Raw genomic sequence first — 12,957 nt, forward strand, 5'->3', positions numbered from 1 at the left:
TGGTAATGGAACCTAGTGAAGATCAAAAGCTAGCAGACGAATGGGCTGCAGCACTTGGTGAAGACCCTTCAGCGCCGTCAATTGATGTTGATGATGTGCTTGCGGCACCACTTGATGAGCTAACCGATTCATCATCTCCGATTTCTGAAGATGAGCGTCGTAAGCTGGATACCATTATGGATATTCCAGTGACTATTTCGATGGAAGTTGGCCGCTCTCAGATCAGTATCCGTAACTTACTTCAATTGAACCAAGGCTCGGTTGTTGAGCTTGATCGAATCGCTGGTGAGTCACTAGACGTGATGGTCAACGGAACTCTGATTGCTCACGGTGAAGTGGTTGTGGTGAACGACAAGTTTGGTATTCGTTTGACTGACGTTATTAGCCAGACAGAACGAATTAAGAAGCTGCGTTAATGAGCTTCTTGTCTCAAATACTGGCGGGCTCTTTTCTCGGAATGACAGGTTTGTTACGAGGAATCTTGGGAGTAGGGCTATTAACGGCTCCTTCCATTGCCTTTGCAGCAACGCCGCCTTCTCTTGATTTAGCGACCACTTTTGGGTCGCTAATTTTCGTTATAGCCTTCATCCTATTTATTGCTTGGCTACTGAAACGAATGCAAGTACCAGCGATGTCCAATCAACAAGGTTTGGCTATTGTTAGGCAAATCCCAGTGGGCACAAAAGAGCGTATCGCTATCGTGCAAGCGGGTGATGAGCAGTTCTTGGTGGGCATTACCACACAATCTATTCAGTTGATCTCTAAGCTTGATAAACCTCTTACTCAGGAGATGCTGGAAAAAAGTACATTCTCAAGTCAGCTTTCCCAGCTCATGAAAAAAGATGCAAACAAATAACGGACTTTTGAACTCCTCTTACTTTCACCAAGCCGGATCTTTCCGCGCGGTGAAAGTGCTGCTGGTTCAGCTTACTCTTCTCTGTACCCTAGTATTCAGTGTGTCGGTATTCGCACAGGCTGAAGACGGCACTGTAATTCCGGCGAATACGGCTAGTTCAGAGTCGGTCACCATCAGCACGATGGAACAAGACCAAGCCAAATCGACAACCATGACCACGGGCAGCTTAAATGGCAATGGTGGCGGCATACCTGCCTTTACCATGACAACCAATGCTAATGGTGGTGAAGACTACTCGATAAACCTGCAAATTCTTGCGTTAATGACCATGCTTGGCTTCTTGCCGGCGATGGTGATTTTGATGACGTCGTTCACTCGTATTGTGGTCGTGATGTCTATCTTGCGTCAGGCGATGGGTCTACAACAAACACCGTCTAACCAAGTCATTATTGGTATCGCGATATTCTTGACCTTCTTCATCATGTCGCCAGTCATTAATCAAGTTAACGAACAAGCAGTTCAGCCTTATCTAAATGAACAGATATCGGCGCGACAGGCATTTGATGTTGCCCAAGAACCGATTAAATCTTTCATGCTTAAACAGACTCGAATCAAAGATCTTGAAACCTTTGTTGAGATTTCTGGTGCGGAAGTGACCAACCCTGAAGATGTTTCGATGGCGGTTCTGATTCCAGCATTTATCACGTCGGAATTGAAAACGGCTTTCCAAATCGGCTTTATGCTGTTCTTGCCGTTCCTAATCATCGACTTGGTGGTGGCATCGGTATTGATGGCCATGGGTATGATGATGTTGTCACCGATGATTGTATCGCTGCCGTTTAAGTTGATGCTGTTTGTTCTTGTTGATGGCTGGAACTTGATACTCTCCACACTCGCCGGCAGTTTTGCCTTGTAGCTGGGGGAATAATGAATCCTGAAATATTCGTAGAGTTGTTCCGAGATGCCCTTTGGATGGTATTAATCATGGTTTGCGCCATCATTATTCCTAGCCTGCTGATTGGTTTGGTTGTGGCTGTTTTCCAAGCTGCGACCTCAATCAACGAACAAACACTGAGTTTCCTGCCGCGTTTGATCGTGACGTTATTGGCGTTGATGATGTTTGCTCACTGGATGACTCAGATGATGATGGAGTTCTTTTTTGAGCTCATCGAACGCTTGCCGCAAGTTCTGTATTAAACAGATATGGAATACCCAACGAGCCTTGTACTAGAGTGGTTAGCCAATTATTTTTGGCCATACACTCGCATCTCAGCGATGCTGATGGTGATGACAGTAACAGGGGCACGCTTCGTGTCGCCGCGTATTCGTCTGTATTTAGGCTTGGCGATTACTTTTGCGGTGATGCCTGCGATTCCTGCTGTTCCCAAAGAGATTGAACTGCTCTCTTTCCAAGGTTTCCTAACCGTCTTCGAGCAAATTGTGATTGGCGTGGCCATGGGTTTTGTTACCCAGTTCATGATTCAAACCTTTGTTATGCTGGGTCAGATCCTCGGTATGCAATCGAGTTTGGGTTTTGCATCAATGGTCGACCCGGCTAACGGGCAAAACACGCCGGTACTTGGTCAACTGTTCATGCTGCTTGCGACCATGTTTTTCTTGGCGACCGATGGTCACTTGAAAATGCTGCAGCTGGTGGTGTTTAGCTTTAAGACCTTGCCGATTGGCAGTGGATCGTTGACCTCTGTTGATTTTCGAGAGCTCGCGTTGTGGCTCGGTATCATGTTCAAAACGGCATTGGCGATGTCCTTGTCGGGCATTATCGCGCTGTTAACAATTAACTTGTCGTTTGGTGTAATGACGCGTGCGGCACCTCAATTAAACATCTTTTCTTTGGGTTTTGCATTTGCGCTACTCGTGGGCCTGTTACTTTGTTGGTACATCCTTGGCGGCTTGTATAGTCACTATGAGCTATTCTGGATGCAGGGCGAACAACAGATATGTCGTCTAATCCGGTTAGATTGCTAGGAGACTGAAATGGCAGAGTCAGATGGTCAAGAACGCACAGAAGACGCAACGCCCAAACGCTTGCAACAGGCCAAAGAGAAAGGGCAGATTGCAAGGTCAAAAGAGCTAGCGTCAGCATCGGTACTAATTGTCGGTGCGATTGCATTAATGTGGTTTGGCGAATCGATGGCGAAGGCTTTGTTCGAGGCGATGCAACGTCTGTTCTCTTTGAGTCGCGACGAAATCTTTGACACCAATAAGCTGCTTGAAATCGCTGGTGGCGCACTGGTGAACCTGCTTTTTCCGCTGTTTTTGATACTGATAACCTTGTTTGTTGCTGCCGTCATCGGCGCTGCGGGTGTCGGTGGGATTAACTTCTCAATGCAAGCGGCGATGCCAAAGGCGTCTAAGCTCAACCCACTGAGTGGGATCAAGCGTATGTTTGGCCTGCAAAGTTGGGTTGAACTGCTCAAGTCTATTCTTAAAGTAGCGCTCGTATCGGGGATGGCGATTTATCTGATTCAAGCCTCTCAGCATGATTTAATGCAGCTGAGTATGGATGTGTACCCACAGAACATCTTTCATGCCTTGGATATCTTGCTCAACTTCATCCTGTTGATCAGCTGCTCACTGCTGATTGTGGTGGCGATTGATATTCCGTTCCAGATCTGGCAACACGCCGATCAATTGAAGATGACCAAACAAGAAGTCAAAGACGAATTCAAAGACACTGAAGGTAAGCCGGAAGTGAAAGGCCGAATTCGTATGCTTCAAAGGGAAGCGGCTCAGCGTCGCATGATGGCTGATGTCCCTCAAGCGGATGTGATTGTGACCAACCCGGAACACTTTTCAGTGGCGCTGCGCTACAAGCAGAATCAAGACAAAGCACCAATTGTGGTTGCTAAAGGTGTCGACCACATGGCGATGAAGATCCGTGAGATTGCGCGTGCAAACGACATCTATATCGTTCCAGCGCCGCCATTGGCGAGGGCGCTTTATCACACCACTGAGCTAGAACAACAAATTCCTGACGGTCTGTTTACGGCAGTTGCACAAGTGCTTGCATATGTTTTCCAGCTTAAACAGTACCGAAAACGAGGTGGTGAGCGACCAAAACTGCAAGATTCTAATATGCCGATCCCACCTGATTTACGTCATTAGATCAATTGCTTGAGCTCTGCGTGATGAACCCTGATAATAGCGAGCTAGCTAATCTTCCTTTTATAGAGGTGATGGCGATAATTTGACGTGAGATGTTGGTACAGTGTTTGCTGTAGTAGCCTGAACATTATAAGCCCATAGCAAACAGCCCTGACTAAGACCTAATCCACTTGTTCAGAGAGCTACAACATAGCGAAACTGTCTAGATTTATGAAATTCTCCCTGCCTTTTGCGGACAAGCTACCTAAAATCCCTAACCGTGCCATGCCTGCGATTGGTGCACCTGTTATGGTACTTGCAACGCTTGCTATGGTGGTGTTGCCCATTCCAGCTTTCTTGTTGGATATGTTCTTCACCTTCAACATTGCACTGTCTATGGTTGTGCTACTGGTCTCGGTATATACCCGCAGGCCTTTAGACTTCGCTGCATTCCCAACCGTCCTGCTGATTGCGACTCTACTTCGGTTGGCCTTGAACGTTGCTTCGACACGTGTGGTATTGCTCCATGGTCATGAAGGTGGCGACGCAGCCGGTAATGTGATTGAAGCCTTCGGTAACGTGGTTATCGGTGGTAACTATGCGGTAGGTCTAGTGGTGTTCTTGATTCTTATGATCATCAACTTCATGGTTGTAACAAAAGGTGCGGGTCGTATCTCGGAAGTAAGCGCGCGTTTCACGTTAGACGCCTTACCGGGTAAACAGATGGCAATCGATGCCGACTTGAACGCAGGTTTGATCGACCAAGACCAGGCGCGTCTGAGACGTTTTGAAGTAACCAAAGAAGCTGACTTCTACGGTTCGATGGACGGTGCTTCTAAGTTTGTTAAAGGCGATGCGATCGCTGGTATCTTAATCTTATTCATCAACATCATTGGTGGCTTGAGCATTGGTATGGCTCAGTTTGACCTTGGTTTTGGCGAAGCAATCGAAATCTATACACTACTGACTATCGGTGATGGTCTGGTAGCACAAATTCCGTCTCTATTATTGTCGATCGCAGCTGCAATGATGGTAACGCGCCAAAATACTGATGAAGATATGGGTGAGCAACTTGTCTTCCAAATGTTCGACAACCCTAAAGCCCTTATGATCACTGCCGCCATCCTTGGCATTATGGGTATTGTTCCTGGCATGCCGCACTTCTCATTCTTGAGCCTTGCCATCGTTGCAGGAGCGGGGGCGTATTACATCGATAAAAAGAACAAGAAGAAGGCTGAACAACCCAACCTTCCGGCGACGGTTGAAGCGAATGGAGAAGCGGGCTCTCAGAAGGAGCTCTCTTGGGATGATGTTCAACCTGTCGATATTATTGGTTTAGAAGTGGGTTACCGTTTAATTCCTTTGGTTGACAGAGACCAAGGCGGGGAATTGCTTGAACGCGTTAAAGGTGTGCGTAAAAAGCTGTCTCAAGACTTTGGTTTCTTGATCCCAGCAGTACACATTCGCGATAACCTAGAACTGACACCAAACAGTTACCGAATTACCCTTATGGGTGTTGCTGTGGGTGAAGCTGAGATTAAGCCAGACATGGAGCTCGCGATTAACCCAGGTCAAGTCTATGGGATGATCGATGGCGAGCCGACGATTGACCCTGCCTTTGGCCTTGAAGCGGTTTGGATTCGTGAAGAGCAGCGTGAACACGCACAAGCTCTAGGTTATACCGTTGTCGATTCTTCTACCGTACTGGCGACACACCTTAGCCAGCTGCTAACCAACAATGCATCACAGCTCATTGGCCATGAAGAAGTTCAGAACTTGCTTGAGATGCTCAGTCGCTCAACACCTAAGCTGGTGGAAGGCTTTGTACCGGATCAATTGCAGTTGGGTGTGGTTGTGAAAGTGCTACAGAACCTGCTGAATGAAGCGATTCCAATTCGTGACATTCGAACCATAGTCCAAACTTTGTCGGAGTATTCAGGTAAGAGTCAAGAACCTGACATACTTACTGCGGCGGTTCGTATCTCATTGAAACGATTAATTGTTCAAGAAATCAATGGTATAGAGCCAGAATTACCAGTGATAACCTTGATTCCTGAACTGGAACAAATCTTGCATCAAACCATGCAGGCATCCGGCGGAGAATCTGCTGGTATTGAACCTGGTTTAGCCGAACGTTTACAGACCTCCCTCAGCCACGCTACACAAGAGCAAGAGCTGAAAGGTGAGCCCGCGGTACTATTGACCTCTGGCGTGTTGCGTTCGACTCTGGCTAAGTTCGTGAAGAACACGATCCCAAGCTTACGAGTCTTGTCTTACCAAGAAATACCGGACGAAAAGCAGATACGTATCGTACAAGCTGTTGGTAATTAAGCCGCCTAATTAGAACGGACGATCGAATTGAAAATTAAACGATTTTTTGCAAAAGATATGCGAACGGCTCTGCTCCAAGTTAAAGAAGAACTTGGCTCAGAGGCGGTGATCATGTCTAACAAAAAGGTCGCAGGTGGCGTGGAAATTGTTGCCGCTATTGATGGCGAATCTAGCCCTTCAACAGCAAGCCAGAGACTAAATAAACCTCAGCAGCCTGCCCAAAGCCAATATACGCAAATGGCCGCGCCCGCAGCTCCTGCAGGGCGACGTCAATTAGACGATGACAAGGTTAGCCTACAGTCGAATGCTGAAGGTGGACGCTCAATGACCAAACGCTTTGCGAACATGCTAAAGCAATACAGTCATGGCGCCGATGATGAGCCACAGCATCGTGCTGAAAATGAAGATTCATTGTCAGCATTGCTCAATCGCCAATCAAGCACGGGTCATAAGCCTCATAGTCATCAGAGTCAAAGCAATTTGCAGTCTCATGGCCATCAGCAATCTCACGGTAACCAACAGTCTCACGGAAATCTTGATTCTGCATTTGCTCGTGAAACGGGGTTGTCTAAGTTAATTGCTGAAGACCGCAGAGTAGAGCGCCCGGCACCTCGCTTGGATCCGACCCGTTATGATCGTGGTCGAGAGAATACTCAATCCAAAGGTTCTGATACTGAAATGGAAACGATGCGTGAAGAGATGACCTCAATTCGTCGTCTGTTAGAGCATCAAGTTTCCGGGTTAATGTGGCAAGAAGTTGAGCGTCGTGAACCGCTCAGAGCGATGCTTATTAAGCGCCTTGAGCGTATGGGTGTATCTGCAGAGCTTGCCGATCAAATGGCGTGTTACATTCCTGAAGATACTAAACCTGCACGTGCGTGGAAGGCTCTGTTAGCTCTGGTTGCAGACCAAATCTCTGTTACACAAAAAGATATTTTAAAACGCGGCGGTATTGTGGCTCTACTTGGCCCAACCGGCGTGGGTAAAACAACGACTGTTGCAAAGCTAGCTGCACGTGCCGCCATGGAATATGGCGCTGATAACGTCGCACTAGTGACAACTGACACATATCGTATAGGTGCACATGAGCAGTTATCGATCTACGGTCGAATTATGGGTTGTCCTGTAAGAGTTGCTAAAGATTCTAGCGAACTGGCCGATGTAATATATCAGTTACGTAATCGTCGCCTGATTCTGGTCGATACTGCAGGCATGGGACAACGAGATGTTCGCCTATCTGAGCAGTTAGACACACTGATGCAAGAGAGTGGTTCCGTTATCAATAGCTACCTTGTGTTGCCTGCAACCGCGCAACGCAAAGTGCTGCAAGAAACAATTGAACACTTTAGAAGAATCCCGTTGTCGGGATGCATCATGACTAAGCTGGATGAATCCCTAAGTCTAGGTGAATTCATCAGTGTCGTAATACAAAATGCATTACCAGTTGCTTACATAGCAAATGGTCAACGAGTTCCTGAAGATATCGTTATAGCTCAGCCAAAGTACATGATTGCTAAGGCCAATGAGTTATTAGAAAAATCTACAGAGAATGAACCTCATTACTGGAATAGCGATTCTGAAGGGCTCTAGGCGGCGGATAAATATGAATGAAAATATGATACATGATCAAGCTAGCGGCCTCCGTCGCTTAACCAAGCCTTCACTCACAAAAGTTATCGCGGTAACCGGTGGTAAGGGAGGCGTTGGTAAATCTAATGTGACGTTAGGTATGGCTATTTGCATGGCGCGCCAAGGCAAAAAAGTCATGGTGCTAGATGCCGATTTAGGGCTAGCGAACGTCGATATCATGCTAGGTATTCGTTCTAAACGAAACCTTGGGCATGTGTTGGCTGGAGAATGTGAACTTAAGGATGCGATTGTCGAAGGTCCGCACGGAATTAAAATTATTCCAGCGACATCGGGCACACAAAGCATGACAGAACTTTCACACGCTCAGCATGCTGGTTTGATTCGCGCATTCGGTTCGCTTGAAGACGAGATGGACATCTTGTTGGTTGATACCGCAGCCGGTATTTCGGACATGGTGATCAGCTTCTCAAGAGCGGCGCAAGACGTGGTTGTTGTGGTATGTGATGAACCTACCTCAATCACAGATGCATATGCTTTGATTAAGCTTTTGAGCAGAGAGCACCAAGTTCAGCGATTCAAAGTTGTTGCAAATATGGTCAGAAGCTACCGCGAAGGCCGAGAATTATTTGCAAAGTTGACTTTGGTCACAGAGCGCTTCTTGAATGTGAGCCTCGAACTCGTAGCATGTATTCCTTTAGATGATAAAGTACGTCAATCAGTCAAGAGACAGAAAATCGTAGTCGATGCGTTTCCTCGCTCTCCAGCTGCATTGGCAATCAGTTCTTTGGCTAACAAAGCATTGACCTGGCCAATACCAAAAACACCGAGCGGACACTTGGAGTTCTTTGTTGAAAGGCTGCTGAATCGTACTGAATTTATAGAGGAACCATTTGGTGAATAAAGCGCTTACTTACGATCAACACGCTAATCACAATAGCCAACAGGCTTTTTTTGAGAAGTACTCTGTGTTGGTTAAACGTATCGCTCATCACTTGTTGGGGCGATTACCGCCTAATGTATTGGTTGATGACTTAATTCAAGCTGGCATGATCGGCTTGATTGAAGCGCAACAAAACTATGATGGTACCAAAGGTGCAAGCTTTGAGACGTATGCTGGTATTCGAATTCGCGGGGCAATGTTGGATGACATTCGCCGTGGGGATTGGGTACCGAGATCGGTTCATAAAAACAATCGAGAAATCAGCAGTGCAATCGCGGAATTAGAGGGTATCCTCAACCGCGACCCGAGTGATGCCGAAGTGGCAAAACACATGGGGCTCAGCTTAGAGCAATATCACAGTGCTTTAACTGACATTAATTGCTCAAGACTGGTTGGAATCGAAGATTTAGGCGTCTCAGATGATGTAATATCTCCGAATGAAGACTCTCAAGATAATACGCCTTTTCAAGGGGTTGCTGATGAGTCATTCCGCCAAGCTTTGATCGGTTCGATAAAACAACTTCCGGAAAGGGAAGGCCTTGTGCTTTCGCTTTATTACGACGAAGAACTCAATTTAAAAGAGATTGGGGAAGTGTTAGGTGTCAGCGAATCTCGTGTCAGCCAAATACTGAGCCAATCTATGCAGCGTTTACGCACTAAGTTAAGTGCTTGGACACAGAACGACTAACAACACTGATCCTATTCAGTGGAGGCTAATTTGAACAAAAACATGAAAATTCTCATTGTTGATGATTTTTCAACGATGCGCCGAATTGTTAAAAACCTACTTCGCGATTTAGGTTTCAACAACACTCAAGAAGCAGATGATGGCTTGACCGCGTTACCTATGCTGAAAAAAGGCGAATTTGATTTCGTGGTAACTGACTGGAACATGCCAGGCATGCAAGGGATTGACCTGCTTAAACACATTCGCGCAGACGCAGAACTTAAGCACCTTCCAGTGCTTATGATCACAGCTGAAGCGAAGCGTGAGCAGATCATCGAAGCTGCGCAAGCGGGTGTTAATGGTTACATTGTGAAGCCTTTCACTGCTGCAACGCTGAAAGAGAAACTTGATAAGATTTTTGATCGCTTATAAGCATCAATAAATTTAGGCACTTCTAGGTAAACACTGACTGATAAGTTATCTGTTTATCTCGATAGCCTAAGCGCACAAAGTATGCGGAGTAAGGCCGAATTCAGGATGATTTCATTAGAACAAGCAAAAAAATTAGTAGAGCTGCTTGAGAACGATGAGCAGCAAAATGCTGATTCTCTTGTGAGAAGCATTTATGAAGATAACTTTAGTCTTCAAGACAATCCAATGCTTCAAGAAATAGGAAGTCTGACACGCGACCTCCACGACTCTTTGACTCAATTCAATTTCGATGAACGCATCAGCGTTATCGCAAATGACGAAATCCCTGATGCAAGGGATCGCCTTCAGTATGTCATTGATAAAACGGAAGTTGCGGCAAATAAGACGATGGACGCTGTCGATCGCTGTATGCCAATCGCAGACAACCTACACGAGTGTTTACTTCAAGTAAGGCCTCAATGGAATGAACTGATGCATGGCCGCATTGAGCTGGCACAATTTAAAGCTTTATGTCACCGCATTGATGGATTGCTTGTCCAAGTAGAAGGCGATAGTACTGAACTACGCGGACAATTGACTGAAATCTTGATGGCTCAGGATTTCCAAGACTTAACTGGGCAGATAATCAGCAAAGTTATTACCTTGGTGAATGAGGTGGAAGGACGTTTGGTCGAGATTCTCACGGTATTCGGTGCGAATCAAAAAGAGCCAACTCCAGAGTCAGAGAAGAAAGCATCGATTGCGCCTGAAGGTCCAATTATGAACCCAGAAGAGCGCGAAGACGCTGTCGCATCTCAAGATGAAGTCGACGATTTGTTATCCAGTCTTGGATTTTAAAGGTAACGTATGAGCTACGATTTAGACGAAGATATTCTTCAGGACTTTTTAGTCGAAGCAGGAGAGATCCTTGAACTCCTATCAGAACAACTGGTAGAGCTTGAGAATAACCCTGACGACAAAGACCTATTAAATGCTATTTTCCGTGGTTTCCATACAGTAAAAGGTGGTGCTGGTTTCCTAGCATTAACTGAGCTGGTGGATACTTGTCATGGTGCTGAGAATGTGTTCGACATTCTGCGAAACGGCCAACGCAGCGTAACATCAGGTTTGATGGATACCATGCTGCAGGCGCTAGATACAGTCAATGTACAGTTTCGCGCCGTGCAAGATCAGGAACCTTTAGTGCCAGCCGACCAATCTTTATTGGATGAACTTCACCGTCTCTGTAAACCAGAGTCTGCGGATGAAGTGGCACCAGTAGAAGCGCCTGCACCTATTATCCCTGAACCTGTTGTTGCAGCGCCTGAGCCTGTTATTGCTCCGGAACCTACTGCTGAAAGCTCAAACATCAATGCATCTTCAGTCGATGATATCTCTGAAGATGAGTTTGAACGCTTGCTTGATGAGCTTCACGGTAAAGGTGGTTCACCAACAGCGCCTTCTGCACCAACACCGCCGCCAGCACCCGCTGCACCTCAGTCTGTTGCTGACAGTGGTGATATTACTGATGACGAATTTGAAAAGTTATTAGATGAATTGCACGGTGCGGGTAAGAGCCCGACAGCGGCAAGTTCAACGCCTCCTCCACCGCCAGCAGCACCTGTTTCGGCGATGTCTGAAGGCGATGATCTGATGACTGACGAAGAGTTCGAGAAGTTACTTGACCAACTACATGGCTCAGGTAATGGACCTTCGATTGAAGAATTGGATGCCGCGACTAAGCCAGCAGAAGTTAAGGCAGTAGCACCTCAAGCTATGCCTAAACCTGCTGCGCCAGTTGCCGTTAAAGCTGAGCCGAAACCGAGCGCTCCAGCAAAAGCTGAAGTTAAAGCACCGGCTAAGAAGCAGCAAGCTGAAGCAACAGTTCGCGTTGATACATCAACACTGGACACCATCATGAACATGGTAGGTGAACTGGTATTGGTGCGTAACCGACTCGTCAGCCTTGGCCTTAACAGCAACGACGAAGAAATGTCGAAAGCTGTCTCTAACTTAGATGTTGTTACTGCAGACCTACAAGGTGCGGTAATGAAGACTCGTATGCAGCCGATCAAGAAAGTATTTGGTCGCTTCCCACGAGTTGTCCGTGACCTTGCTCGTAGCTTGAAGAAAGACATCGTTCTTGAAATGCGTGGCGAAGAAACGGATCTTGATAAAAACTTAGTAGAAGCACTTGCTGATCCCCTGATTCACTTGGTGAGAAACTCTGTCGATCATGGTATCGAAATGCCAGACGACCGTGTTGCAGCAGGTAAATCTAGAACGGGTAAAGTGATTCTGTCTGCCTCTCAAGAAGGTGACCACATTGAACTGGCTATCGTTGATGACGGTGGCGGTATGGACCCTGATAAGCTTCGTGCTATCGCGGTTAAACGTGGCCTGATGGATGAAGATGCAGCGTCTCGTTTATCGAATAAAGAGTGTTTCAACTTGATTTTTGCTCCTGGCTTCTCAAGCAAAGAGCAGATCTCGGATATATCTGGTCGTGGTGTGGGTATGGACGTTGTGAAAACAGCGATCAACACACTGAACGGCTCTATTGATATTGATTCAGAAATGGGACAGGGCACCAAGATCACTATCAAGGTTCCACTAACCCTAGCGATTCTACCAACCTTAATGGTCGGTGTTGCGGGTCACCCATTTGCGTTGCCATTGGCATCGGTTAACGAGATCTTCCACCTAGATTTAAGCCGCACAAACGTGGTTGATGGTCAGCTGACGATCATCGTTCGCGATAAGTCTATTCCGTTGTTCTACTTGCAAAACTGGCTTGCACCTAAAGCGGGTATTGTTGAACTGCGCAAAGGACACGGCCATGTTGTTATCGTACAACTTGGTAGCCAACGTGTTGGTTTTGTTGTCGATACGCTTATCGGTCAAGAAGAAGTCGTGATCAAGCCGCTTGATAAGCTTCTGCAAGGCACACCAGGAATGGCAGGCGCGACAATTACAAGTGACGGACACATTGCATTGATTCTAGATGTGCCGGACTTGTTGAAGCAGTACGCAGCTGCGTCAAGAATTTAATTTAAG

Annotated in this window: 13 protein-coding genes; all 13 read left to right on the top strand. The window is 46.6% G+C overall.

The window, feature by feature from the left end; all coding sequences use genetic code 11:
- Positions 1 to 5: 5 nt before the first annotated feature.
- The 13 genes from fliN to AC3CH3_RS04365 all read left to right on the top strand — a co-directional run bounded on the left by fliN (position 6) and on the right by AC3CH3_RS04365 (position 12,951).
- The gene (gene fliN / locus AC3CH3_RS04305) at positions 6 to 416 is read left to right on the top strand and encodes a flagellar motor switch protein FliN (RefSeq protein ID WP_004739851.1); all 411 of its coding nucleotides are present in this window, start codon (positions 6 to 8) and stop codon (positions 414 to 416) included.
- Entirely contained in the window at positions 416 to 856 is a 441-nt protein-coding gene (gene fliO / locus AC3CH3_RS04310; protein ID WP_488537798.1) for a flagellar biosynthetic protein FliO, read from the top strand. Before fliN ends, fliO begins: the two co-directional genes overlap by 1 nt.
- Positions 843 to 1,772, top strand: coding sequence for a flagellar type III secretion system pore protein FliP (gene fliP / locus AC3CH3_RS04315; RefSeq protein WP_488537799.1), 930 nt, complete (start codon positions 843 to 845; stop codon positions 1,770 to 1,772). Before fliO ends, fliP begins: the two co-directional genes overlap by 14 nt.
- Positions 1,773 to 1,783: 11 nt before the next feature.
- The gene (gene fliQ / locus AC3CH3_RS04320; protein WP_004736211.1) at positions 1,784 to 2,053 is read left to right on the top strand and encodes a flagellar biosynthesis protein FliQ; all 270 of its coding nucleotides are present in this window, start codon (positions 1,784 to 1,786) and stop codon (positions 2,051 to 2,053) included.
- A gap of 6 nt (positions 2,054 to 2,059) precedes the next feature.
- The gene (gene fliR / locus AC3CH3_RS04325; RefSeq protein ID WP_017060672.1) at positions 2,060 to 2,842 is read left to right on the top strand and encodes a flagellar biosynthetic protein FliR; all 783 of its coding nucleotides are present in this window, start codon (positions 2,060 to 2,062) and stop codon (positions 2,840 to 2,842) included.
- A 9-nt stretch (positions 2,843 to 2,851) separates the two neighbouring features.
- A complete protein-coding gene (gene flhB / locus AC3CH3_RS04330) occupies positions 2,852 to 3,982 on the top strand; it encodes a flagellar biosynthesis protein FlhB (protein WP_488537800.1) in 1,131 nt (376 codons plus the stop codon).
- Positions 3,983 to 4,192: 210 nt separating this feature from the next.
- Entirely contained in the window at positions 4,193 to 6,292 is a 2,100-nt protein-coding gene (flhA, locus tag AC3CH3_RS04335; RefSeq protein ID WP_019820735.1) for a flagellar biosynthesis protein FlhA, read from the top strand.
- Between the two features lie 27 nt (positions 6,293 to 6,319).
- On the top strand, positions 6,320 to 7,882 hold the full coding sequence (gene flhF, locus AC3CH3_RS04340) for a flagellar biosynthesis GTPase FlhF (RefSeq protein ID WP_048607835.1): 1,563 nt from the start codon (positions 6,320 to 6,322) through the stop codon (positions 7,880 to 7,882).
- A 13-nt stretch (positions 7,883 to 7,895) separates the two neighbouring features.
- Positions 7,896 to 8,783: a MinD/ParA family protein gene (locus AC3CH3_RS04345; protein ID WP_017060668.1), complete on the top strand. Its 888-nt coding sequence runs from the start codon at positions 7,896 to 7,898 to the stop codon at positions 8,781 to 8,783.
- On the top strand, positions 8,776 to 9,510 hold the full coding sequence (locus tag AC3CH3_RS04350) for an RNA polymerase sigma factor FliA (RefSeq protein ID WP_019820733.1): 735 nt from the start codon (positions 8,776 to 8,778) through the stop codon (positions 9,508 to 9,510). The genes AC3CH3_RS04345 and AC3CH3_RS04350 overlap by 8 nt, the downstream gene beginning before the upstream one ends.
- A gap of 42 nt (positions 9,511 to 9,552) precedes the next feature.
- Positions 9,553 to 9,921: a chemotaxis response regulator CheY gene (cheY, locus tag AC3CH3_RS04355; RefSeq protein ID WP_016767062.1), complete on the top strand. Its 369-nt coding sequence runs from the start codon at positions 9,553 to 9,555 to the stop codon at positions 9,919 to 9,921.
- A 105-nt stretch (positions 9,922 to 10,026) separates the two neighbouring features.
- Positions 10,027 to 10,758 carry a protein phosphatase CheZ gene (locus AC3CH3_RS04360; RefSeq protein ID WP_017064113.1) on the top strand — a complete coding sequence of 244 codons (732 nt, stop codon included), beginning with the start codon at positions 10,027 to 10,029 and terminating at the stop codon, positions 10,756 to 10,758.
- Between the two features lie 9 nt (positions 10,759 to 10,767).
- Positions 10,768 to 12,951 carry a chemotaxis protein CheA gene (locus tag AC3CH3_RS04365; protein WP_488537801.1) on the top strand — a complete coding sequence of 728 codons (2,184 nt, stop codon included), beginning with the start codon at positions 10,768 to 10,770 and terminating at the stop codon, positions 12,949 to 12,951.
- Positions 12,952 to 12,957 lie beyond the last annotated feature (6 nt).

This window comes from Vibrio sp. QJM3NY_35, from assembly GCF_057785915.1.